19 protein-coding genes, 2 tRNA genes and 1 pseudogene are annotated in these 24,422 nt (G+C 43.8%); 18 read left to right on the top strand and 4 right to left on the bottom strand.

Features of this window, described 5'->3' with window-relative positions; genetic code table 11:
- Positions 1–289 precede the first annotated feature (289 nt).
- Positions 290–734: pseudogene (locus Xets_RS16705) on the top strand (IS1 family transposase); the annotation flags it as partial.
- A 294-nt stretch (positions 735–1,028) separates the two neighbouring features.
- On the opposite strand, the gene Xets_RS16710 reads toward Xets_RS16705, so the two are convergent.
- The 3 genes from Xets_RS16710 to rsmC form a co-directional block, all read right to left on the bottom strand.
- Positions 1,029–1,115 (bottom strand) — tRNA-Leu (locus Xets_RS16710).
- Positions 1,116–1,161: 46 nt separating this feature from the next.
- Positions 1,162–1,248: transfer RNA gene (locus Xets_RS16715), tRNA-Leu, on the bottom strand.
- Positions 1,249–1,465: 217 nt separating this feature from the next.
- Entirely contained in the window at positions 1,466–2,479 is a 1,014-nt protein-coding gene (rsmC, locus tag Xets_RS16720) for a 16S rRNA (guanine(1207)-N(2))-methyltransferase RsmC (RefSeq protein WP_099133172.1), read from the bottom strand.
- Positions 2,480–2,614: 135 nt separating this feature from the next.
- Here rsmC and Xets_RS16725 point away from each other — a divergent pair, with 135 nt between their 5' ends.
- From Xets_RS16725 to Xets_RS16805, 17 genes are all read left to right on the top strand, one after another.
- Positions 2,615–3,025, top strand: a complete 411-nt coding sequence (locus Xets_RS16725) for a DNA polymerase III subunit psi (RefSeq protein WP_099133173.1) — start codon at positions 2,615–2,617, stop codon at positions 3,023–3,025.
- Positions 2,994–3,470 (top strand): ribosomal protein S18-alanine N-acetyltransferase, encoded by a 477-nt coding sequence (gene rimI / locus Xets_RS16730; protein ID WP_187652158.1) that lies wholly within the window; start codon positions 2,994–2,996, stop codon positions 3,468–3,470. The genes Xets_RS16725 and rimI overlap by 32 nt, the downstream gene beginning before the upstream one ends.
- Positions 3,471–3,582: 112 nt before the next feature.
- Positions 3,583–5,172: a peptide chain release factor 3 gene (gene prfC / locus Xets_RS16735; protein ID WP_187652159.1), complete on the top strand. Its 1,590-nt coding sequence runs from the start codon at positions 3,583–3,585 to the stop codon at positions 5,170–5,172.
- 198 nt (positions 5,173–5,370) lie between these two features.
- Positions 5,371–5,772, top strand: a complete 402-nt coding sequence (locus Xets_RS16740) for a BON domain-containing protein (protein ID WP_187652160.1) — start codon at positions 5,371–5,373, stop codon at positions 5,770–5,772.
- Positions 5,773–6,048: 276 nt separating this feature from the next.
- Positions 6,049–7,155, top strand: a complete 1,107-nt coding sequence (locus tag Xets_RS16745; RefSeq protein WP_187652161.1) for a DUF6363 domain-containing protein — start codon at positions 6,049–6,051, stop codon at positions 7,153–7,155.
- Positions 7,156–7,926, top strand: coding sequence for a TatD family hydrolase (locus tag Xets_RS16750; protein ID WP_099132760.1), 771 nt, complete (start codon positions 7,156–7,158; stop codon positions 7,924–7,926).
- A 296-nt stretch (positions 7,927–8,222) separates the two neighbouring features.
- Positions 8,223–9,488 carry a NupC/NupG family nucleoside CNT transporter gene (locus tag Xets_RS16755; RefSeq protein ID WP_187652202.1) on the top strand — a complete coding sequence of 422 codons (1,266 nt, stop codon included), beginning with the start codon at positions 8,223–8,225 and terminating at the stop codon, positions 9,486–9,488.
- A 108-nt stretch (positions 9,489–9,596) separates the two neighbouring features.
- On the top strand, positions 9,597–10,376 hold the full coding sequence (gene deoC, locus Xets_RS16760) for a deoxyribose-phosphate aldolase (RefSeq protein WP_187652162.1): 780 nt from the start codon (positions 9,597–9,599) through the stop codon (positions 10,374–10,376).
- 84 nt (positions 10,377–10,460) lie between these two features.
- Positions 10,461–11,816, top strand: coding sequence for a thymidine phosphorylase (gene deoA / locus Xets_RS16765; RefSeq protein ID WP_187652163.1), 1,356 nt, complete (start codon positions 10,461–10,463; stop codon positions 11,814–11,816).
- Positions 11,817–11,893: 77 nt separating this feature from the next.
- Positions 11,894–13,117 carry a phosphopentomutase gene (gene deoB / locus Xets_RS16770; protein ID WP_187652164.1) on the top strand — a complete coding sequence of 408 codons (1,224 nt, stop codon included), beginning with the start codon at positions 11,894–11,896 and terminating at the stop codon, positions 13,115–13,117.
- Between the two features lie 73 nt (positions 13,118–13,190).
- Complete coding sequence (gene deoD / locus Xets_RS16775) at positions 13,191–13,907, top strand: purine-nucleoside phosphorylase (RefSeq protein ID WP_099132755.1); 717 nt, start codon at positions 13,191–13,193, stop codon at positions 13,905–13,907.
- 723 nt (positions 13,908–14,630) lie between these two features.
- Positions 14,631–15,182: a fimbrial protein gene (locus Xets_RS16780; RefSeq protein WP_099132754.1), complete on the top strand. Its 552-nt coding sequence runs from the start codon at positions 14,631–14,633 to the stop codon at positions 15,180–15,182.
- A 497-nt stretch (positions 15,183–15,679) separates the two neighbouring features.
- Entirely contained in the window at positions 15,680–18,322 is a 2,643-nt protein-coding gene (locus Xets_RS16785) for an outer membrane usher protein (RefSeq protein ID WP_099132796.1), read from the top strand.
- 130 nt (positions 18,323–18,452) lie between these two features.
- Positions 18,453–19,211 (top strand): fimbria/pilus periplasmic chaperone, encoded by a 759-nt coding sequence (locus tag Xets_RS16790; RefSeq protein ID WP_099132753.1) that lies wholly within the window; start codon positions 18,453–18,455, stop codon positions 19,209–19,211.
- Positions 19,212–19,329: 118 nt separating this feature from the next.
- Positions 19,330–19,893: a fimbrial protein gene (locus Xets_RS16795; protein ID WP_099132752.1), complete on the top strand. Its 564-nt coding sequence runs from the start codon at positions 19,330–19,332 to the stop codon at positions 19,891–19,893.
- A gap of 64 nt (positions 19,894–19,957) precedes the next feature.
- Positions 19,958–20,797 (top strand): pilus assembly protein, encoded by an 840-nt coding sequence (locus Xets_RS16800; RefSeq protein WP_099132751.1) that lies wholly within the window; start codon positions 19,958–19,960, stop codon positions 20,795–20,797.
- Positions 20,798–20,827: 30 nt separating this feature from the next.
- Positions 20,828–21,091 carry a helix-turn-helix transcriptional regulator gene (locus tag Xets_RS16805; protein ID WP_317618135.1) on the top strand — a complete coding sequence of 88 codons (264 nt, stop codon included), beginning with the start codon at positions 20,828–20,830 and terminating at the stop codon, positions 21,089–21,091.
- A 95-nt stretch (positions 21,092–21,186) separates the two neighbouring features.
- Here the strand turns inward: Xets_RS16805 and carB are convergent, their stop codons facing one another.
- Complete coding sequence (carB, locus tag Xets_RS16810) at positions 21,187–24,411, bottom strand: carbamoyl-phosphate synthase large subunit (RefSeq protein WP_187652166.1); 3,225 nt, start codon at positions 24,409–24,411, stop codon at positions 21,187–21,189.
- Positions 24,412–24,422 lie beyond the last annotated feature (11 nt).

Raw genomic sequence — 24,422 nt, forward strand, 5'->3', positions numbered from 1 at the left:
ATCGAGTTTGCAAACACTGATGAGAAAACGGCTACCGTCCCTGTAATAGCCTGTTCTTATACAAGGTAGTGATATACCGATGTAGTGAGAAGGAAGCAGGGTGCGGATGACATCATGGCGCGGATAATTTTTCCATTATGACGCCGGATATATGGTCGCAAACCGTATAACTTAGTGCTTGCACAACTGGGGCGTCCATATATGGTATAAGAACCCTTGACACTTTATAATCCTGCTAAGTTTGTGTACAAGGCCTATAAAACAAAAGTGAAGTTAAATATTTTCGTAAAAATTCGATCTCCGGAACGTGACGACCTTGCCGCTTGGAAGAGGTGATATTCAGCTTATCTGCGAGATAGATGAACAATGGTCGTTTGTCGGAAGTAAGAAAAATCAGCGCTGGCTTTGGTATGCTTATTAGGAACCCCCGAATGAAACGCATTGTGGCGCATGTTTTTGGTGATCGCAGGAGGAAAACACGGGATAAATTACTAGCGCAGCTGTTTCCCTTTAACATTCGGTTCTATTGCACGGATGATTATGTTGTTTATCATTGCTTTCCGGAAGAAAACCAGCTTGTTGGAAAGACGTTTACCCAACGAATAGAGCGAAATAATCTCACTCATTGTACCCGGCTAAAAAAGCTGAATCGAAAAACAATAGGCTATTCTAAATCGGAAGAAATGCACGATAAAGTGATAGAGACATTTATTGAGTGTGAAAACTACGTTTAGCGAGTGATCTAACCATTCAATACATGACCAGATTTTTCACTCTGAATACGCGTATTGCCCTTTAAAACCCTTATCACAGTGAGTGGTTCTGTTGCATAAACCCAGTTGGCTCAATGGAAGCAAAGCTGTAAGATACGATATTTAAACATTGTTGAGAAGCTCAAGTTTTGTTATTGCCCCAGCAGTTCTCCATGCCAACATTTTACACGTATTATGAATAGACCTGTGCTTGCGTTATCTGGGACATTAAGGAAGATCGGGGAAACAACGAGAAAGAGAAGAAAAATGTAACAGTGGTGCGAAGGGGGGGACTTGAACCCCCACGTCCGTAAGGACACTAACACCTGAAGCTAGCGCGTCTACCAATTCCGCCACCCTCGCAGGTACTGCCATTTATCTAGTTTGTTTAATCGATAGCCATCTGATTTGGTGCGAAGGGGGGGACTTGAACCCCCACGTCCGTAAGAACACTAACACCTGAAGCTAGCGCGTCTACCAATTCCGCCACCCTCGCGTTAATCAGATACTATTACTTAAACAAATAGCATGGAGGCGCATTCTAGAGATTTTATGGCTGGCGTCAATCATTATTTAGGGAGAAAACGTGTGATTGGTGTAAAAATCAGCATGTCGATATGTTTGGCAAGGGCAGAAATGAAATGCCAGAAAATAGAAATTGCCTGCCCGTTAAGTTGAGGCAGGCAACACAGGAATTGCGTTTGCTGCTCCAATTATTTCTTAGTCGCTTGGTATACTTTGAATTTACCTGTTTGCGCAATAACTTCATGGTGGCCAAAGGCATTATCTAGCAGATCAGGATAAGGTAAGAAAGCGTTTGCAACGATCCGCAATTTACCGCCGGATTTTAGATAATTGGGTGCCATGCGGATCATATCTTCAGCCGCCACCAGGTTGGTTTTTATGCCATCATGGAAGGGGGGATTAGAAATGATCCAGTCAAATTTTTCTTCAATGGCAGAATACACATTACTTGTGACTACATTGCCTTTCAGTTTATTGGCTTGCAGGGTCGCCTTACTCGATACGATAGCGGCAGCATTGACATCACTCAATGTCAGGGACAAGTCGGGGTTCTTTTTACCCAATACGGTAGCCAGTACTCCGGCACCACAAGCCAAATCCAACAGACTGCCAGAGATAGGAGCATCGAAAGTAGAAAGTAGCAGACGACTGCCGATATCCAAATCATCCTGGCTAAATACGCCGGGCAGCGTATTGACGGTGACATCTCCCACCTGATAACTGTTCCACCAATTGTTTTGGTCAAACTGAACCTGGTTTTTCAATTGACCGTAAAACAGGCTGCAACGGCGTGCTGTATCAATTTTGCGGAAAGTAGCGATGCCTTCCATTAACTTATCAATACTGCGTACACCACTACGGTTTTCACCCACAATAAAGATATCAGTACCGGATGGCAGGATAGAAAATAGATTGCGTAGTTGAAAACGCGCTTCCTGTTTGCTTTTTGGCCAGTAATAAATCAGCGTATCACATCCTCCGATAAATGCGCTGTCCGCTACGAGGCCAAACCAGGCATTGTCACCAAGCTGGCGGATCAGGGATTGCCAGTGGTGATATTGGTTAGTATGCACACGCACACTTGCAGCTTCGATTTCCGTTGCCAGGTTATCCTGAAGATCACCGGCAAAAAGCAGATGATGGGAGCGAAATTGCTCATGATGGCGCAGGATAACTTCGCTGGCCGGGGTTAATACTGACATCTATGTATAGCTCCTTATAAATCTTTATCTGAATATCAATATCAGCGGGCAGTGCTGACAAGCTGGTTGGCGCAGAGCTAAGCCCTCTGATAATATATTACCTGTTATTTTTTATGGCAGATGGAATAAAACACGATGACAAAGCGTGACAGATTACTCTCCCGGTTGGGGATCACCCAATGGGTTTTGCGTAGCCCAATGGCTTTGCAAGGTGAATTATCTGTCCTCATCCCTGATTCAACCCGTCTATTGATCATTAGCCATGATCACATTGACTTAAGTCATTCATTGTTTGCTGATATTTTTACAGCCATGGGGATCGATGCCTCATCGGTATATTGCATCACGACAAAAGATGTTGAGCTACTTTCGGAATCAATCCACTGCCCAAGCTGGCTGCTGGGGGTTGATATTACCTTACCAGTACAAGGGATTTCTTTGAGAAGCCCGGCATTAAATGATTTATCTCTTGATGGGAATGCAAAACGCGCTCTTTGGCAACAAATTTACCATTATGAAGAATATTTCTCTATTAACTCCCGTTGATCTTCCCGCAGCATTTCAAATAGAACAGGCCAGTCATGCGTTTCCGTGGAGTGAAAAAACCTTTTACTCCAATCAGGGGGAACGTTATCTCAACTATAAGATATCGCAGAATGACCAGATTATCGGTTTTGCGATAACACAGTATGTCATGGATGAAGCAACACTATTTAATATCGCTATTCATCCTGAATATCAATCACGGGGATATGGCAGGGCATTGCTGGAGCATCTTATCAACATATTACCTGAAAAACAGATCAATACATTGTGGCTTGAAGTCCGACGCTCTAACCAGGCTGCCATTCGTTTATACGAAGAGATGGGTTTCAATGAGGTTTCCATCCGCAAGAATTATTACCCGACTGCGGCAGGTAAGGAAGATGCCATTATTATGGCATTGCCGTTGTTTGAAGTCGATTTGGATAATAAGTCGCAAAATCACTGATTGTTTATAAATCCAAGTTCAGCGAAAATAAGCGCCAATCACGACTAACACGACGGATTGAGGCGCTTTCCAAGTGATATCAATCCGCCTACGAACCAGAAGATTCTAATTGATGTCAAATTCCCCATTTCAGCAGGAAGTCGCGAAACGGCGCACTTTTGCAATAATTTCTCACCCGGATGCGGGTAAAACAACCATTACCGAAAAAGTATTACTGTTCGGACAGGCGATCCAGAAAGCGGGAACGGTAAAAGGCCGCGGCTCCAACCAACACGCAAAATCAGACTGGATGGAGATGGAAAAACAGCGTGGTATTTCCATTACCACTTCCGTGATGCAGTTTCCCTATGCTGACTGTTTGGTTAACTTACTGGATACCCCAGGGCACGAAGACTTTTCGGAAGATACTTACCGCACTTTGACAGCCGTTGACTGCTGTTTGATGGTCATTGATGCCGCGAAAGGGGTTGAGGATCGCACCCGTAAGTTGATGGAAGTGACTCGCCTGCGTGATACACCGATCCTGACATTCATGAACAAGCTCGACCGTGATATTCGTGATCCAATGGAGCTCATGGATGAAGTGGAAAATGAGCTGAATATTGCCTGTAGCCCAATCACATGGCCAATCGGCTGTGGTAAATACTTTAAAGGCGTTTATCACCTCTATCTTGATGAAACTTACCTGTACCAATCAGGACAAGGGCATACCATTCAGGAAGTTCGTGTTATCAAAGGAGTGGACAACCCTGAGCTGGATGTGGCAGTGGGTGAAGATTTGGCGAACCAATTGCGCGAAGAGCTGGAACTCGTCAAAGGTGCGTCCCATGAATTTGATCAGGAAGCCTTTTTACAGGGAGAATTAACACCGGTCTTCTTCGGTACTGCATTGGGTAACTTTGGTGTTGATCATATGCTGGATGGCCTGGTTAAATGGGCTCCAACCCCAATGCCGCGTCAGGCTGATGCACGTGAAGTGCCTGCCAGCGAAGAGAAATTCACCGGTTTTGTTTTCAAAATTCAGGCGAATATGGACCCGAAACACCGTGACCGTGTGGCATTTTTGCGGGTTGTTTCCGGTAAATATGAAAAAGGCATGAAACTGCGCCAGGTTCGCATTAAGAAAGATGTTGTCATTTCTGATGCACTGACCTTTATGGCAGGGGATCGTTCTCATGTCGAGCACGCTTATCCGGGGGACATTATCGGTCTGCACAATCATGGCACTATTCAGATTGGCGATACCTTCACTCAAGGTGAAGAGCTGAAGTTTACCGGCATCCCTAACTTTGCACCTGAATTGTTCCGCCGGATTCGCTTGCGCGACCCGTTGAAGCAGAAACAATTGCTGAAAGGTCTGGTGCAATTATCAGAAGAAGGTGCTGTGCAGGTATTCCGTCCGCTATCCAATAACGATCTGATCGTCGGGGCGGTAGGTGTGCTGCAGTTCGACGTAGTTGTTGCCCGTTTGAAGAGCGAATACAACGTTGAAGCGCTGTATGAACCGGTTAACGTTTCTACGGCCCGCTGGGTAGAGTGCAGCGATGCGAAGAAATTGGAAGAGTTCAAGCGCAAAAATGAGCAGAATCTGGCTCTTGATGGTGGTGATAACTTAACTTACATTGCACCAACCATGGTCAATTTAAACTTGACCAGTGAGCGCTATCCTGAGGTTTCCTTCCGTAAAACACGGGAACATTAATATCTTTTCAGGGCCAGCTATCCTGTTGGCCCTTATTCTTTATCTTATCTTTATATTCTGCTTTTAATGACAATAGAAGAATAATTCTCTGGATTAATGAAAATATACGTTATTTTTTGTAAATCTGATTTTATCATTATTGTCTAATTGACATACTGCCTTAGTGGTCGTTCAAGCTGAAGTTAAAAAGGTGGTAGGATGAAAAATATCAAGTTTACACATTCACTACTGGCTGTTGTTCTAGGCTCGGTATTGGCTAGTAGTAGTGCTCTGGCAGCGGATCTTTCTGTGGGAAAAACGTTCGAGAATACAGGGCAGCAAATCGATAAATCTCTAGACAGCGCAGGGAAAAAAATTGATAACTCCTTACAAAAAGCAGATGCTTATTTAGACGATAGTGCCATCACAGCAAAAGTGAAGGAAAAATTGCTGGAACATAAGGGCATAAATAGTCATGACATTTCGGTGAAAACGGAAAAAGGTGTTGTCCATCTTGCCGGTTTTGTCAAAAACAAACATCAAGCAGCGAAAATAGCTAAGATTGTTCATGGAATAAAAGGTGTCAAAGCAGTAAAAAGCACGATAGAGATTAAGAAATAATTTTAATCTGAAAAAATAACAGACATTGTGAATAGAGTGGCTGATAATAGCCACTCCTTCTGCTTCTTTTCCTCAAATAATATCTTGTCAATTTACGAAATTATTCATAGGAATGTTATTCGTTGGCGGCATTCCGATAACTTGCTATTTTCATATCACTCGTATCAATTTAACTATTGATGCTTTGTTTTTCACTTTTTATAAAAATGTTACAAGCAAGTTGTTCGAGCAACGATATACTGATAGATATTCAGCGGCTTTCAGAGGGAGAGAAGAGTGGGGAAACATATTTCAATAACATTGGGTAATATTGAACCTTTAGCTTATAAATCACAGATTAAACCTGGGAAAATTGCTCTCGTTTGTGAAGGTGGTGGTCAGCGAGGTATTTTTACCGCCGGTGTTTTGGATGAATTTCTCCGTCTTGGTTTTAATCCGTTTGAACTGTTCCTTGGGACATCTGCGGGAGCGCAAAACCTTTCTGCTTATATTTGTGGTCAGAGGGGGTATGCACGCAAGGTCATCAACCGTTATACAACCGACCCCGCCTTTTTTAATCCATTGCGCTTTGTACGCGGCGGGCATTTGATCGATTTAGATTGGTATGTTGATACCCTATCTGAGCAGTTACCACTCAATCTTTCTGTCGCAATGCGTCAGTTTGATTCTGGACGTGAATTCTATATGTGTGCTTGCCGATCGGACAATTTTGAGCCAAGTTACCTGCATCCAGATGACAAAAACTGGATGGATATTGTCAAGGCCTCAAGTGCCATTCCGGGGTTTTATCGTAATGGCGTTACTCTGGGTGATGTGGTTTATCAAGATGGTGGTATTTGTGATGCGATCCCAGTGCAGGAGGCCTATCGCCGAGGAGCGGATACTATCGTTGTGATTCGCACAGTGCCTTCACAGCTTTACTATACGCCTCAGTGGTTCAAGCGCATGGAGCGCTGGTTAGAGGTTAGTAGTTTGCAAAAAATGGTCAAGATGCTTAACCTTCATGCACAAAGTTACCGTCGAACCCAGAAATTTATCGAAAATCCACCGGATGATGTGCAAATCTTCGAAATTTATCCACCAGCACCATTGGCAACAATGGCTTTAGGCAGTCGGCTCAGTGCGCTAAATCAGGATTATCATTTAGGCCGGCGTTGTGGACGATATTTTCTGGCAACGATTGGGCATACTTTTGTTGAAGGAAAATTTGGGTATACAGAACGTAAGAGTTATGGGGTATGCCGTACAGGGTTAAGTTCTGATCGCAACTGTTTTCGGCGAAACCATTTCCTGAACAGCGGCAATCACTGCCCGCCAGTGGAACCCCCTGTGCCTGAGGTGGTGGAGCCGTCAGGAACTCTGATGATGGATAAGTTGGACTAAATGCTTATTGATACACATTGCCATTTTGATTTCCCTCCTTTTGTTGGTGATGAAATAGCGAGCCTGCAACAAGCCAGACAAATGGGCGTGGAAAAAATTATCGTTCCCACAATAAGTCAAACAAATTTCCAGAGAGTTTCTGCGTTGGCTGAGGCTTATTCTCCGATTTATGCCGCATTTGGTTTACATCCACTCTATATTGCTGAACACCAAGAGGTTCATTTGGATGAGTTGGAGCAAAAACTACAGGAAAAAGAGGCCAAATGCGTGGCGGTAGGTGAAATCGGTCTTGACCTTTATATGCCAGAGCCGCAGTTTGAAAAGCAGAAAAGCATGTTAGAAGCACAGCTAAAACTCGCGAAACAATATGAGCTACCTGTGATCCTCCATTCCAGAAAAAGCCATGATCAATTGGCGGCAATCTTGAGAAAACACAAGTTACCACGAGCAGGGGTTATTCATGGTTTTGCGGGGAGTTTATCCCAGGCTCAAGTCTTTATTCGCCAGGGGTTTTACATTGGTGTCGGGGGGACAATTACCTATGACAGAGCGCAAAAAACACGTAACACCATTTCACAATTGCCCCTGTCATCTTTGGTATTGGAAACAGATGCACCTGATATGCCGTTATCTGGGTTTCAGGGGCAGCCAAATCGACCAGAGAGAGTTGCACAGGTTTTCTCTGCATTGTGTGAGTTGCGGCGAGAGCCGTCAGATGAAATTGCCAATCAAATTTACCAAAATAGTATGGCCCTATTTGCATTGAGTTGACTTATAACATATTAATAATGCTTAACTTGTATTTCTTGCCTGTTTATCCTGTTTTTCACCTTTTCCTCCGTTAAATTATCTAATCTCACCGAAATTAGATGGATTTATGTGATGTATATCTCATTTTTCATTTTTATATTGCTTTTTGCGACATTAATTTGTGATGTTAGTTGCTTGTTCTTTTTTAGTCCTAGGTATAATCGGCCCACACACAATGTCAGTAGAATCTTATGGAATAACTGACATATTTTCTTATTATTTTTTAGTGAACAGGGATTCTTCCAATGCAACTCCTTATGAGCCTGGTCGGGATGGTAGTGCTGATTTTTATCGCGGTACTCTTTTCCAGTAATTATCGAGCCATTAAAATCCGCACTGTCCTGGGCGCCTTTCTGATTCAGGTTGCCGTTGGGGCATTTGTACTGTACGTACCAGCCGGTAAAGACATTTTGGAGGCAATATCCTCAGGTGTTTCCAATGTGATTGGATACGGACAAAAAGGAACAGATTTTATTTTTGGCGGCCTGGTGTCCGACAAAATGTTTGAATTGTTCGGCGGCGGCGGTTTTGTTTTTGCTCTGCGTGTCCTGCCAGTCATTGTTTTCTTCTCATCTCTCATTGCGGTGTTGTATTACATGGGCATTATGCAGCTCATCATCAAAATATTGGGTGGTGGATTGCAGAAATTATTGGGAACCTCACGGACTGAATCTTTGTCTGCAACGGCGAATATTTTCGTAGGTCAAACCGAAGCTCCTTTGGTTGTACGTCCGTACATTTCGACCATGACCCAGTCTGAATTGTTCGCTGTGATGTGTGGTGGATTGGCTTCTGTTGCCGGCTCTGTACTGGCGGGCTATGCATCTATGGGTGTTCCATTGGAATACCTGATTGCGGCCTCATTTATGGCAGCACCAGGTGGTTTGCTGTTTGCAAAATTGCTGGTGCCGGAAACAGAAAAAACTCGCGATACTGATGATGCGATGTCGTTGGTTGCGGCGGAAGATCGTCCTGCAAATATTATTGATGCTGCGGCATCGGGTGCAGCATCCGGTATGCAGTTAGCTTTGAATGTCGGTGCCATGCTGTTGGCGTTCACCGCATTGATTGCTTTGCTGAACGGTATCTTAGGCGGTATTGGCGGCTGGTTTGATTATCCTCAATTATCAATGGAATTGATTTTGGGTTGGGTTTTTGCACCAATCGCCTACCTGATCGGTATTCCGTGGAATGAGGCAACAATTGCGGGTTCTTTCATCGGGCAGAAATTAGTTGTTAATGAATTCGTGGCATTTATGAGCTTTAGTGAATACCTGCAAGCAGATGATGTCGTCCAGGCTGCGGGTCTGCAAGTGCTTTCTGGTCATACTAAAGCTATTATCTCTTTTGCTCTGTGTGGTTTCGCTAACTTGTCTTCTGTTGCGATCCTTCTGGGCGGCTTAGGTGGTATGGCACCAAACCGTCGTGGTGATATTGCCCGTTACGGTTTGAAAGCCGTATTGGCGGGTTCACTCTCTAACTTGATGAGTGCAACAATTGCCGGATTCTTCCTCTCGTTGTAAGACGCAGGAAGTCTATATCAAATTGAATGCAGGTGAGATTTCTCACCTGCATTTGTTTTAAGTCTGTTGTCTGATTCAGTGACGATAATAATACCGTTGGAGAGTTTTATGACCGATTTAACTGCCGCCGCTCAGCAGGCGCTGAGTTTGATGGATTTAACTACACTTAATGATGATGATACAGATGAAAAAGTGGCAGCACTTTGTCGTCAGGCAAACAGCCCTGCCGGACAGACGGCAGCTATCTGTATCTACCCACGTTTTATCCCTTGGGCACGTAAAGTATTACGCGAACAGGGAACCCCTGATATTCGTATTGCCACGGTGACTAACTTCCCACATGGTAATGATGATATCGACATTGCATTGGCTGAAACTCGTGCTGCCATAGCTTATGGTGCTGATGAAGTGGATGTTGTTTTTCCTTATCGCGCCTTGATGGCCGGTAATGAGCAGATTGGTTTTGACTTGGTAACAGCCTGTAAAACGGCCTGTGCTGAATCAGGCGTCTGGCTAAAAGTCATCATTGAAACGGGGGAATTAAAAGAAGCGACTTTGATTCGCAAGGCATCTGAAATTTCCGTTAAAGCTGGAGCGGATTTCATCAAAACTTCAACCGGTAAGGTTCCTGTTAATGCGACGCTGGAAAGTGCTGAAATTATGCTGGGTGTGATCCGTGAGATGGGCGTAGGTGATAGCGTTGGTTTTAAACCGGCAGGCGGTGTACGTACTAGCGAAGAAGCGGCACAATATCTGGCGTTGGCAGAACGTATTATGGGAAACAAATGGGTTGATTCCCGTCATTTCCGTTTCGGTGCTTCCAGTTTGTTGGACAGTTTGTTGACTACTCTTGGACACCAGAGTCAAAAACAGAGTAGTGGTTATTGAGATCAATAATGACTCATTGCACACACGATAAAATAGTGTGTATTACTGCCATTCTTTTCAGATAATAATGATTGGGAGGTAGCTTTGTTTTTGGCACAGGAAATTATCCGCAAAAAACGTGATGGTCATCCATTGAATGAAGAAGAAATCCGCTTCTTTATTAACGGCGTCCGCGATAATACGGTTTCCGAAGGGCAGATTGCTGCACTGGCAATGACTATCTATTTCCATGACATGACGATGGATGAACGTGTCGCACTGACATTAGCGATGCGTGATTCTGGTACGGTTTTAGACTGGAAGAAATTGAATTTACCTGGCCCGATTGTCGATAAACACTCGACGGGCGGTGTGGGGGATGTCACTTCCCTGATGCTTGGCCCAATGGTGGCGGCTTGTGGGGGATATGTGCCGATGATATCGGGACGTGGCTTGGGACATACCGGAGGAACACTGGATAAATTAGAATCCATTCCCGGTTTTGACATTTTCCCTGATAGGTGCCGTTTCCGCGATATTATTCGCAATGTAGGTATTGCCATTATCGGACAGACAAATTCGCTGGCACCTGCGGATAAACGCTTTTATGCGACGCGCGATATTACGGCGACCGTTGATTCTATCCCTTTGATTACCGCCTCTATCTTGGGTAAAAAATTAGCCGAAGGGCTGGATGCTTTAGTCATGGATGTGAAAGTGGGTTCTGGGGCATTTATGCCGACCTACGAACAATCGGAACGGCTGGCCGAAGCCATCGTTGAAGTCGCCAATGGTGCGGGATGTAAGACCACGGCACTATTGACGGATATGAATCAAGTTTTGGCATCCAGCGCGGGTAATGCTTTGGAAGTGCGTGAAGCTGTCCAATTCCTGACGGGGGAATATCGTAACCCCCGGTTACTTGAAGTCACCATGGCATTGTCTGCTGAAATGCTGGTGTCAGGTAATTTGGCTATTGATCGTGACGATGCATATCATAAGTTACAAGCAGCATTGGACAGTGGCAGGGCGGCGGAAACATTTGGTCGCATGGTGGCAGCGCAGAAAGGGCCTATTGATTTTGTTGAAAATTACACTCGTTACCTCCCGACTGCGGACTTTGTCAAGCCAGTATTGGCTGGAGAGGTGTTAGCTGAACAGATGTTAGCGGGAAAAAATTGCATTGTTGCAGAAATGGATACCCGTGTCTTAGGAATGTCTGTTGTTGCATTGGGTGGAGGACGTCGTAAGGCGACAGATCCTATTAATTACAGTGTGGGGCTCAGTGATATCATTGCGCTAGGCACAAACGTGAATGCGGATACTCCTTTGGCAATGATTCATGCTAGCAGTGAGCATGACTGGCATGAAGCCGCAGAAGCAGTACGTAAGGCTCTTGTTTTTAAGGAAAGCGAGACACAAGCCACTACACCGATGGTTTATCGTTATATCCGTGGATAAACCATACAAGCATTGAAATTGATTTTAATAGCTGGCAGTTTCCGCATTGATAGCGTGAATTGACGCAGGAGAAAATTATGAAACGTACATTCATCATGGTATTGGATTCCTTTGGTATCGGTGCAACTGCTGATGCTGAAAAGTTTGGTGACAAGGGATCTAATACTTTGGGTCATATAGCAGAACGCTGTGCCCGTGGTGAGGCTGATATTGGCCGTAAGGGACCACTACATTTGCCAAACCTGAGCCGTCTGGGATTGGGTAAGGCAGCAGAAGAGTCTTGCGGAACGTTCCCGATTGGTCTGGATAAAGATGCCGAAATTATTGGCGCTTATGGTTACGCGAGTGAGCTTTCTTCTGGTAAAGACACGCCGTCAGGACATTGGGAAATTGCCGGCGTTCCGGTTCTGTTTGACTGGGGTTATTTCCGTGATGAAGAAAACAGCTTTCCACAGGAATTGCTGGATAAACTGGTCGAACGTGCAAATCTGCCTGGTTATCTGGGTAACTGTCACTCTTCCGGTACCGTTATTCTGGACAAGTTGGGTGAAGAGCACATGAAAACCGGTAAACCGATTTTCTATACTTCTGCGGATTCTGTTTTCCAGATTGCTTGCCATGAAGAGACATTTGGCCTGGATCGTCTGTATGAGCTGTGTGAAATCGCTCGTGAAGAGTTGAATATTGGCGAATATAACATTGGTCGCGTTATTGCCCGTCCATTTGTGGGGGATAAAGCCGGGAATTTTCAGCGTACTGGCAACCGTCATGATTTGGCCGTTGAGCCACCAGCCCCAACTGTCCTGAAAAAACTGGTTGATGAAAAGCAGGGAGAAGTGGTTTCCATTGGCAAAATTGCAGATATCTACGCGAATGTAGGGATCACCAAAAAGGTCAAGGCGACAGGCATTGATGCCCTGTTTGATGCTTCGCTGATTGAAATGGAGCAGGCGGGGGATAACACTATCGTATTTACCAACTTTGTTGATTTTGACTCTTCTTATGGCCACCGCCGTGATGTCGCCGGTTACGCAGCAGCGCTGGAGTTGTTTGACCGTCGTTTGCCAGAAATGCTGAAATTGGTTAAAGAAGATGACATTCTGATCTTGACCGCTGACCATGGTTGTGACCCAACTTGGGCGGGAACAGATCATACCCGTGAACATGTCCCAGTTCTGGTTTACGGACCTAAAGTTAAACCAGGTTCATTAGGACATCGTGAAACGTTCGCCGACATGGGTCAGACAGTAGCTAAATACTTCGATCTGACGCCAATGGATTACGGTAAACCGATGTTTTAATTTTTGGAGGAGATCTCAGGGTCTCCCCATTTTCATCTATTTTGATATGTAATAAAAACAAGGAAATAAATTTATGGCCACCCCACATATTAATGCTGAGATGGGCGATTTTGCTGATGTTGTTTTGATGCCTGGAGACCCACTGCGTGCAAAATACATTGCAGAAACTTTCTTGGAAGATGCTCGTCAGGTTAACAATGTTCGCGGTATGCTGGGTTTCACCGGTACTTACAAAGGTCGCCGCATCTCTGTTATGGGCCATGGAATGGGTATCCCATCTTGCTCTATCTATGCCAAAGAGCTGATCACTGAATTTGGTGTTAAAAAAATCATCCGTATCGGTTCCTGCGGTGCAGTCAGCAAAGACGTTAAAATCCGTGATGTTGTGATCGGTATGGGTGCATGTACTGATTCCAAAGTAAACCGCATGCGTTTTAAAGATCACGACTTCGCCGCTATTGCTGACTTTGATCTGGTTCGTAATGCAGTGGATGCAGCGAAGGCGAAGAATATCAACGCGCGTGTCGGTAATATCTTCTCTGTGGATCTGTTTTATACGCCAGATCCTCAAATGTTCGATGTAATGGAAAAATACGGCATCTTAGGTGTTGAAATGGAAGCTGCGGGTATTTACGGTGTTGCTGCTGAATTTGGTGCAAAAGCGTTGGCGATTTGTACTGTGTCTGACCATATCCGTACTGGTGAACAAACCACTGCTGAAGAGCGGCAAAATACATTTAATGACATGATTGAGATTGCGCTTGAATCCATCCTGATGGGTGACAATTAAAAAAGTGTAAATAGTTTTAGTCTTTCATTAAAGAATTACAGGCCCTTTCCATTATTGGAAAGGGTTTTTTTTATAAATTACATGCCAATTGATATCTATTATTGAGAATAGTTTTTAGCTATTTATTTAATAGGTATTTCTTTTCTTCTAATTTGACTGGAAAACGAATGAAAAATAATAAGCTTAACAATATTTGGACGATTTTTTTAAGTGATATTTTCAATTAACAATTAGCTTGATAATTATGTTTTCTGGATAAATGTACTGATTTTATATTGACGTTCCCGATAATCATGACAATAAAAACCAAATGTTATGGTTATAACGGGATAATAAAATGCACATGTCTTTCAGGAAGATAAAACAGAGCAATAAAACAACGCCAATTAAGATGCTAAATTACTAAACATTGTTCGATATAACTTAGGGGAATAACCCAAAATTGAAAAATAATTAGTAAAATACACTACTCATTATGCGTACTTTTTTGCAAAAAATCATATTTCATATGATGTTAAGGATCATAAGCAGACTTATCGGCTGAAATTTGACTTAAGATTTATTATGTACAATGATATTGCCGGTTTGGTTTATTTTGACTGGTTATGATTTTTGTCAAAAAACTAAATAATCATTTGCCTAAGTGTCAGAAATTAATTTCTGCGCTTCGGCTTCCCTTTGGTTATGAATATCTACTTTTTGATTAAAGGAATAAGTTAAATTATGAAACTTAACAAATTGGCAATGGTTTTAGGTTTTGGTGTGGCTTTAGCTGCTGGCGCTGCAAGTGCGACTAACCAAGGTAGTGGTACAGTTAAATTCAGAGGTTCTATCATTGATGCGCCTTGCTCAATCAAACACACTAATGTCGAAGTTGATCTGGGCGCTGTTTCTAGTCAGGTTCTGGACAAGGGCGGTCGTTCAGCTTCTAAGGCTTTTAAAATTGAATTAGAAGGTTGTACGACTGAGACTCAAAAAAGCGTGAAAACCACCTTTACTGGCCCAGAAGCGAGTGAGAAAGGTTTACTGGCTATCGAAGGTACAGCACAAGGTGCAGCAATCGCAATCACTAACCACGGTAACAAAGTGATTCCTTTGGGGACAGAATCAGACGCAATGTCTCTACATGATGGCAACAACGATCTGAATTTCGCAGCACATCTGAAAGGTCTGACAAGTCAGGCAGGTCAGGCTGGAGAGGAAGGTGGAAATACTGTGAAAGTCGTACCAGGTGATTTCACTGCTATCGCAAACTTTACTTTAAGCTACCTATAATATTGCAAGCTATCTGATATTTTTTAATGCTTGAATATCAGGAAATTCACTTTAATTGTTAATCTTGACTTTCCTGATAATATATTTAGGGTATTTCTGGGATATAACGTGTAAGTAAGGTATGACTACAATATTCTGTAACAAGATCTGTTTTATTGATGTAAATCAATATTATTCATGCTTGAGTAAGCAGATTATGTCATTAACGAAATGATCCCTGTAGCAGTAAATTGAAATACCCTTTTTTATTTATTTAATCAGTGAAGCATAAACAGAGAACGTAACATATTACGGCTAGGCAGGACATGTGGCTATCTCTGCAATCCCAGTATCGGTCAGGGTCCTCAATTTAGATCGATGAACTTTAATGACGCCATGTATGAGGTAAGAACTCCTGTGCGCTTACAGACAGGATCATGTCTGACAGCGGCTAATTTCAAACTGGATGATTAACGATTCATTGTTCAGAGGATGCTATGGCTTTGTTTTCAGATTCTATGAATCATGATTTTTTATCTAATAATAGAAAAATAATCAGTAATAAAAAGACAAACAGTAATAGAAATAATGTGATTAATCAAAAAAGAATAGCTAATAAAATAAAAACAGAACACCTACTATTCGGAATTAATCCTCTTTTTGCTCTTATACTGTTTGCGTTGTCTGGCATTCAGGTTACTCATTCCAGACCATCAATTGAATTCAATATTGGTGCACTGGATGTCAATGAACGTGCCAATATTGATTTGGATAAATTTGCCCGTGCAGGGTACATCATGCCGGGTAACTATATGATGAGTGTTCGGATGAATCAGCATGAACTCTCGGATACCTATTCTATCGATTTCATTGCACCGCCTGATGATCCAACGGGTAGTGAAGCCTGTATATCTCCTGAATTGGTGAAACAAATCGCCCTGAAACAACAGTGGGTAGAAAAATTAGGTTGGCAGAATGAAGGTAAATGTCTTGATCTCAATACGTTGCCAGGTACGTCAGCCAGAGGTGATCTCGCTACTTATACGCTTTATTTAATCATACCTAAAATTTACCTGGAATATGACTTACCAGACTGGGACCCCCCTGCCCGTTGGGATAATGGGATACCTGGGTTACTGTTTGATTATAACGTTAACGCACAAACCTCTAAACCTGTTCACGGGAGTAGTAACCAACAAATAAGTGCTATCGGAACAGCGGGCATGAATGTAGGGGAGTGGCGTTTTCGGGCTGATTGGCAGGCCAGATATAACCGTTTCAAAAACCAAAGTGGCGATAAATTAGGCTCTTCTGGTGGGAGAGAACGCGATTGGGACTGGAGCCGTTACTACATGTATCGTGCGATCCCTCGCCTGGAAGCGAAATTGACATTGGGGGAGGATTACCTCAATTCCAGCATTTTCGATAGTTTCCGTTATACGGGGGTCAGTCTAGTGACTGATGAAAATATGTTGCCCCCGAATTTACGTGGATATGCGCCTGAAGTCACGGGTGTAGCACGGACTAATGCCAAGGTGACAGTGAGGCAACAGGGAAGAGTGCTGTATGAAACTCAGGTCGCTTCTGGCCCATTCCGGATTCAGGATCTTAGTGATGCGGTGGTAGGAACGCTGGATGTCAGAGTCGAAGAGCAAGATGGTGGTGTGCAAGAGTTTCAGGTTAATACTGCGACGATCCCTTATCTGACCCGCCCCGGACGAGTACAGTATAAATTTGTTGGTGGTCAATCCACGAATGATAAGCACCGTCGTGAAGGGCCTGCGTTCGGCCTGGGTGAATTCTCGTGGGGAATTAACAACGGTTGGTCACTGTATGGTGGTCTCTTAGCCGCGGGAGATTATAACGCCCTGTCACTGGGGATCGGCCGCGACTTGATGATGTTTGGTGCACTGTCGTTTGATGTGACGGAATCAAGGGCAAGATTACCGGGAGAAAACAAAACTCTTACCGGTGGATCTTATCGTTTCAGTTATTCGAAACGTTTTGATCAATATAACAGTCAGGTGACGTTTGCCGGATATCGTTTCTCTGAGCGCAATTTCATGAATATGGGGCAGTATATCGATCGCCGCTATCGCAACGTTTCTTCTAATAGCGGTAAAGAGATGTATACCATTACCTTCAACAAACAATTTATAGATATTGGTTTAAGTGCCTACCTTAACTATAGCCATCAAACTTACTGGAATCGGCCAACAAACGATCGCTATAACATTTCCTTATCCAAGTATTTTGATATTGGGCGTTATAAAAATATCAGCGTCAATCTGTCAGCCTATCGTAACAATTTTGACAATAAAAAAGATGATGGCATGTATCTGAATCTTTCCATTCCGTGGGGAGAAAGTGGCACTGTCAGCTACAACGGATTGGTCAATCGTCAGGGCAATGCTCATACAGTGGGTTATTTTGATCGTATTGATGATCGCAATAACTATCGTGTTTCAATGGGTACGAGTATCGATGGCAGGGCATCAGTTGACGGTTATTACAACCATTATGGTGACCAGACGTTGCTCACTGCCAGTGCCAGTTATCGGGATGGTGGCAATACTACGGCAGCCCTTGGCCTGCAAGGTGGGGTGACTGTAACGGCAAAAGGGGCTGCACTGCACCGTACTAATATGCCTGGCGCGACGCGCTTGATGGTAGATACAGAAGGGGTTAGCAATGTGCCTATTCGGGGATTTGGTTCAGCGGTGTATACCAACTACTTTGGTAAAGCTGTGTTGGCCGATGTGAATAACTACTATCGCAACAGGGCAAATATTGACTTAGATAACTTACCTGATGATGTAGAAGCACTGCGTTCTGTTCAGCAAGCAACATTAACGGAAGGCGCAATTGGTTATCGTAAATTCCAAGTGATATCAGGAATTAAAGCAATGACAATTATCCGGTTATCTGACGGATCATTTCCACCTTTTGGTGCTTCTGTCTTGAATTCTGCCCAGCGTGAAATCGGAATTGTCAGTGATGATGGATATGCTTATCTGAGCGGAATAAATCAGGGTGAAAAGCTGCAAGTGCATTGGGATGGACAAGTTCAGTGCGAGATTACAGTGCCAGATGAAATGACCTCAGAGCCTTTAACTTCACTTTTGCTACCTTGCCAGTTTTTAACAGGTGATGATAAGTAAATTGTAATGAAACGATCTGAAAAATCTTTATTTAATAGAGTATTATGTTTATTTGATTTGAAAAATATGGCGATTAGTTAGTGCAGCAAATATAAACATGAATCTCTTTTGAGCTTGAGCAAATGACACTATGAAACTGAAAAATATTCTAATGATAACCGCTATGACGGTAAGTTGTTTGATGCCAATTCATCAGGCAACAGCGGCGATAGCGTTAGATCGCACTCGCGTAATTTTTAATGGAAATATGAAATCCGTCAGCTTGAACATTGAAAATCAGCATCTTGATTTGCCTTATCTGGCACAGGCATGGATTGAAGATGATAAGGGAAATAAGATAAATGGCCCGATTGTCGTGGTCCCGCCAGTACAGCGTGTTGAAGCTGGAGCGAAGAGCCAAGTCAAAATTCAAACACTGCCAGCGATAGCCCAATTGCCACAAGATCGGGAAAGTTTGTTCTATTTCAACTTACGTGAAATTCCACCACGCAGTGAAAAACCAAACGTGCTGCAAATCGCCTTGCAGACACGTGTCAAGCTGTTCTATCGCCCGGAAGCCGTGATTGCACGCCGTATTGATCTTGATAATCCCTGGCAGGAAAAACTCACCTTAACCCGCGAAGGCAATCAATATGTGGTGAATAACCCAACACCTTATTACATCACTATTTCAGAAGCATCGAATAAGGTGAACGGTAAAAGTGTCGAGGGGTTTGAGCCTCTTATGTTGGCACCCAGAAGCAGTGAAAAACTTGGAGGAAGCGCTAACTCATTAGGCAATACGCCAGTACTGACCTATGTCAATGATTATGGTGGACGTCCACAGTTAACATTCAACTGTAGTGGCAATCCCTGCGCAGTGACAAAAGTTGTTACTGATGGAAACTGATTAAGTTGTATCGATGATGTTCCATCAATCAAGGTGTTGACTGGGCATCAACACAGAATTAGCCGAAATATGATGCGTTTTTTCGGTAATTAGTTGGATAAATGTAGGGTAAATAATCATGAATCCGTTAAGTATCAGATTATCCAGATATGTATTGCCAATGCTGTTTCTTTTCGGCATTGGTAGTCAGCAAAGTGCCTATGCACAAGATAATCTGCGTCAGGATGTCAGAATTACGCTAACTGTACTTGCTCCTACTTGTTCGATTAAGACAGAAGATCAAAACATAGAAGTGGATTTTGGAAATATTCTTAACAGTGATCTTTATCTGAAACATCGTACAAAGGGCGAGCTATTTTATCTGTATTTAGAGGATTGTGATCCTCAAATGATAAAGCGACTAAAAATCAAATTCTTAGGAGAGCCAAGCGAAGAGTTACCGGGGCTGTTGGCAATTAGATCTAATGGCCGCATTCGCGGAGTTGCCATTGGTATGGAAAAAATTGATGGTACGCCGATGCCGTTTAATAAAACCAGTGAATTCCCGTTATTAGCTAATAAAAAAGAGAATGTGATTCCATTCCGAGCATACATACAAGCAGCCCCCCGTGCTATTCAAGAGAAAAAGATTGGTTTTGGTCCATTTACTGCTGTCGCAACTTTTGAAGTTAATTACGACTAGTCATGCTGACTGGTTTTTCATCCACGATCTTGAGTCAGAGTTTGATGTTATTGGAAAATAAGTTATGTGCCATGTTAAAAAATCGTTGTTGAAGCTAGCAGCCTTGTTATTTTTGGTCAGTACCACGCATGTTTATGGCGGGGCTTATGTTATGCCGGTGAATACGCTTCCCTCAGGTAATCAAGCTATTACGACCATGGAAATCGTTGCATGGACAGAGGAAGAAGGGATACCAAATCCTTGCTACGGAAATACCGAATGCTATGTTGGCCCAGATGTGAAGTATAAGAATGGGCATCAACCGGGAATGTACGGCTCCTGTAGAGGGGCGAGGGTATGTTTGAATGATGCAAATAAATACCGGACAACTGCCGACGTTATGCGAGCCTATAAACACAAATTTGGCATTCCTAAACAGGTAACATTTACCATCATGACCACAGAGGCGGATTGTATCGGTTTGTTTTATACAACAAAGATAGATCCGGGATACGGTCAGGCTCAACAATTTCCCAATTCCACTTGCAACAAAATGCCACCTCCAAATCAAAGTTGTGAAATCCATTTACCTTCTGAAATTGCTTATGGGGAATTAACCGCTACAGAAGTGAATAATGCGACCCGCACAATTGACGGTACATTTAAATGTGCTGTTTATAGTAACAAGATTATGTTGCATGCCAAATCAACTAATAATGAAACAAAAATCTATCTCGATTCCGATAAGCAAATATATTCGACGTTACAGATTAATAAAATAAATGCAGCAAATGGAGTGAATGTCACTACTGATGGGAAGAATGTTGCCACGCCTTTCACACTGACGTCAGTATTGCACACACTAACACCACCGAAAGCCGGAAAATATGAAGGTACCGCAATAGTTTATTTAACTTATTTATAAATTGAGAGTAAAGATATTATGCAAGTCAGTATGCTGGTAGGAAAAAGAATCCAAATGAAAAGAAAAGAAATTGGAGTGACAGCAGCAGAGCTGGCAGACAAAATTGGAGTTAGTCATCAGCAATTGTCACGTTATGAACGCGGAACCAATAAAATCAGTCTGGAGCATTTGGTCGCTATTTCTATTGCCCTGGAAACGCCCGCAAACTGGTTTTTAGAGGATTGTTTTACTCCCCCTAAGGTTCATATGAATAATCAATATACCTGTGTAGCAGAAACAATATTGGGTTTGTAACACGAGCTTATTTATATTGATAGCAGCCATTCCAATTCAGGAATGGCTTTGTTTTTTTACCGCCAAAAATGGCGGTATCTTATGGTAGGGTTATTTTATTTAGCAATTTTAGCATGCATTTCTTGTACAGAAATAACCTGCTCAGTAGGATCAGCGCTAAGTGCCATAGTGGTTGCAAAGCCACCATTCAGAGTTGTGTCATAGTGCACTTTATATTGCAGTGCGCTGCGGCGCAGCAGTTTTGAATCTTCAATTGCTTGGCGACCCGCAGTGGTATTAACAATATAGTCGTATTCACCATTTTTGATCCTGTCCTGAATATGCGGGCGTCCTTCATGAACTTTGTTCACCAAACGTGGGTTGATCCCTGCTTCACCCAATACAATCGCTGTACCGTGCGTTGCATCCAGTTCAAAGCCATGTTTAAGTAATTTAGCGGCTAAATCAACAACGCGCTCTTTATCACCTTCGCGTACAGACAGTAGTGCCCGGCCTTTTTTGCGCATGGTGGAATTACTGCCTAACATTGCTTTTGAAAAGGCTTCGGCAAAGGTCCGGCCAACCCCCATTACTTCACCGGTAGAACGCATTTCTGGTCCCAGAATTGGGTCAACGCCTGGGAATTTATTGAATGGCAGTACCACTTCTTTTACGGAGTAGTAAGGTGGAATGATCTCTTCCATTGTACCTTGCTCAAGCAGAGACTGGCCTGCCATCACACGTGCCGCTATTTTTGCCAGCGGCATACCCGTTGCCTTGGAAACAAATGGGACGGTACGTGCTGCACGTGGGTTCACTTCAATCAGGTAAACTTCGTTGTCTTTCACCGCAAACTGGACGTTCATCAGGCCGCGGACACGCAGTTCAAAGGCCAGTTTTTCAACTTGCTGGCGCATAACATCCTGAATTTCTTTGCTCAAGGTATAAGCAGGCAGAGAACAGGCTGAGTCACCGGAGTGAACACCCGCTTGCTCAATATGTTCCATAATGCCGCCAATCAGGACACGTTCACCATCACAGATAGCATCCACATCAACTTCAACAGCATCATCAAGGAAGCGATCCAGCAGGACTGGCGCATCGTTGGATACGCTGACCGCAGTCTGGAAGTAACGGCGCAAGTCTGACTCGTCGTATACAATTTCCATTGCACGCCCACCCAGCACATACGATGGACGAACGACCAGCGGATAACCAATCTCATTACCTTTTTCAACCGCCTGCTCGATAGTGGATACTGTGGCATTGGCTGGTTGTTTCAGGCCAAGACGATTAACGGCTTGCTGGAAACGTTCACGGTCTTCTGCCCGGTCAATGGCATCAGGGCTGGTGCCAATAATGGGTACACCGGCTGCTTCCAGTTCACGAGCCAGTTTCAGTGGTGTCTGGCCGCCATACTGGACAATAACGCCTTTTGGCTGTTCAACACGCACGATTTCCAGCACGTCTTCCAGTGTAACAGGTTCAAAATAAAGACGATCGGAAGTGTCATAATCGGTAGAAACGGTTTCTGGGTTACAGTTCACCATGATGGTCTCAAAACCATCTTCACGCAGAGCCAGAGCAGCATGTACGCAGCAATAATCGAACTCAATGCCTTGCCCGATGCGGTTCGGGCCTCCGCCTAATACCATGATTTTCGGTTTGTCGTTGTTCGGGTTGGCTTCACATTCGTCTTCGTATGTGGAGTACATGTAAGCAGTATCGGTAGCAAATTCTGCCGCACAGGTGTCAACACGCTTATAAACGGGGTATAAGTTGTAGTCATAGCGTAGCTTACGGATCTCTTTACCAGAGACTCCCACCAGTTTCGCCAGACGCGCATCCGCAAAACCTTTGCGTTTAAGATGGCGCAAGAAATCAAGGGTCAGGCCGTTAATACCTTGTTCTGCAACTTGTTCTTCCAGACGAATCAACTCTTCAATTTGTACCAAGAACCAGCGGTCGATATTGGTCAGGTTGAAGAGTCCATCAACGGACATACCAGCGCGGAAAGCATCAGCGATATACCAAATACGCTCAGCACCTGCATCTTTCAATTCACTACGGATTTTAGTCAGGGATTGTGGATCATCCAGATTGACTTTAGCATCAAATCCGGTCGCGCCAACTTCCAGACCACGCAGGGCTTTCTGCATGGACTCTTGGAAAGTACGGCCAATTGCCATCACTTCACCAACAGATTTCATCTGAGTGGTGAGGCGGTCATTGCTGCCGGCAAATTTCTCAAAGTTGAAGCGAGGAATTTTCGTCACAACATAATCGATGGAAGGTTCGAAAGACGCAGGGGTGAGTCCGCCCGTGATGTCGTTCATCAATTCATCAAGGGTATAACCGACCGCCAGTTTTGCGGCGATTTTCGCGATTGGGAAACCTGTTGCCTTGGAAGCCAATGCTGATGAACGAGAGACTCGTGGATTCATTTCAATGACGATCAGGCGGCCATTTTTCGGGTTCACTGCAAACTGAACGTTTGAACCACCGGTTTCGACACCAATTTCACGCAATACCGCCATCGAAGCGTTACGCATGATTTGGTATTCTTTGTCGGTCAGTGTCTGTGCTGGTGCTACGGTGATGGAGTCACCAGTATGGATGCCCATTGGATCGAAGTTTTCAATGGAACAGACGATAATGCAGTTATCGTTTTTATCCCGCACCACTTCCATTTCATACTCTTTCCAGCCAATCAGGGATTCATCGATCAGCAATTCATTAGTTGGGGAAAGGTCTAAGCCGCGTTCGCAGATTTCTTCGAACTCTTCACGGTTGTAAGCGATACCGCCCCCGCTTCCACCCATGGTAAAAGAGGGGCGGATAATGCAAGGGAAACCCACTTCTTCAGCTACCGCCAGCGCTTCTTCCATCGTGTGGGCAATGCCAGAACGAGCGGTGTCTAAGCCAATTTTCTTCATCGCCTTGTCAAAACGCTGGCGATCTTCTGCTTTATCGATGGCATCAGCGGTCGCCCCAATCATGGTGACGCTAAATTCTTTCAGTACGCCCTGACGCTCCAGTTCCAATGCACAGTTTAGTGCCGTTTGCCCACCCATTGTTGGCAGGATGGCATCCGGGCGCTCTTTTTCAATGATTTTGCGTACTACTTCCCACTGGATCGGCTCGATATAAGTTGCATCAGCCATTTCAGGATCGGTCATTATTGTTGCTGGGTTCGAGTTTACCAGAATGACGCGATAACCTTCTTCTCTCAGCGCCTTACAAGCCTGTGCGCCGGAGTAGTCAAATTCACAAGCCTGGCCGATAACAATGGGGCCAGCACCTAAGATCAGGATACTTTTAATATCAGTACGTTTTGCCATTTTTTTCTTCT

Origin of the sequence: Xenorhabdus sp. TS4, assembly GCF_014467265.1 — a bacterium.
Taxonomy (GTDB): domain Bacteria; phylum Pseudomonadota; class Gammaproteobacteria; order Enterobacterales; family Enterobacteriaceae; genus Xenorhabdus; species Xenorhabdus ehlersii.

Excerpts from the sequence above, each read along its gene's own strand:
- Xets_RS16800 (WP_099132751.1), top strand. The coding sequence starts at position 19,958 with ATGTGCCATGTTAAAAAATCGTTGTTGAAGCTAGCAGCCTTGTTATTT.
- prfC (WP_187652159.1), top strand. The coding sequence starts at position 3,583 with ATGTCAAATTCCCCATTTCAGCAGGAAGTCGCGAAACGGCGCACTTTT.
- Xets_RS16780 (WP_099132754.1), top strand. The coding sequence starts at position 14,631 with ATGAAACTTAACAAATTGGCAATGGTTTTAGGTTTTGGTGTGGCTTTA.
- Xets_RS16755 (WP_187652202.1), top strand. The coding sequence starts at position 8,223 with ATGAGCCTGGTCGGGATGGTAGTGCTGATTTTTATCGCGGTACTCTTT.
- deoD (WP_099132755.1), top strand. The coding sequence starts at position 13,191 with ATGGCCACCCCACATATTAATGCTGAGATGGGCGATTTTGCTGATGTT.
- Xets_RS16785 (WP_099132796.1), top strand. The coding sequence starts at position 15,680 with ATGAATCATGATTTTTTATCTAATAATAGAAAAATAATCAGTAATAAA.
- Xets_RS16725 (WP_099133173.1), top strand. The coding sequence starts at position 2,615 with ATGACAAAGCGTGACAGATTACTCTCCCGGTTGGGGATCACCCAATGG.
- Xets_RS16750 (WP_099132760.1), top strand. The coding sequence starts at position 7,156 with ATGCTTATTGATACACATTGCCATTTTGATTTCCCTCCTTTTGTTGGT.
- Xets_RS16805 (WP_317618135.1), top strand. The coding sequence starts at position 20,828 with ATGCTGGTAGGAAAAAGAATCCAAATGAAAAGAAAAGAAATTGGAGTG.
- deoC (WP_187652162.1), top strand. The coding sequence starts at position 9,597 with ATGACCGATTTAACTGCCGCCGCTCAGCAGGCGCTGAGTTTGATGGAT.
- rimI (WP_187652158.1), top strand. The coding sequence starts at position 2,994 with ATGAAGAATATTTCTCTATTAACTCCCGTTGATCTTCCCGCAGCATTT.
- carB (WP_187652166.1), bottom strand. The coding sequence starts at position 24,411 with ATGGCAAAACGTACTGATATTAAAAGTATCCTGATCTTAGGTGCTGGC.
- Xets_RS16790 (WP_099132753.1), top strand. The coding sequence starts at position 18,453 with ATGAAACTGAAAAATATTCTAATGATAACCGCTATGACGGTAAGTTGT.
- deoB (WP_187652164.1), top strand. The coding sequence starts at position 11,894 with ATGAAACGTACATTCATCATGGTATTGGATTCCTTTGGTATCGGTGCA.
- Xets_RS16795 (WP_099132752.1), top strand. The coding sequence starts at position 19,330 with ATGAATCCGTTAAGTATCAGATTATCCAGATATGTATTGCCAATGCTG.
- Xets_RS16740 (WP_187652160.1), top strand. The coding sequence starts at position 5,371 with ATGAAAAATATCAAGTTTACACATTCACTACTGGCTGTTGTTCTAGGC.
- rsmC (WP_099133172.1), bottom strand. The coding sequence starts at position 2,479 with ATGTCAGTATTAACCCCGGCCAGCGAAGTTATCCTGCGCCATCATGAG.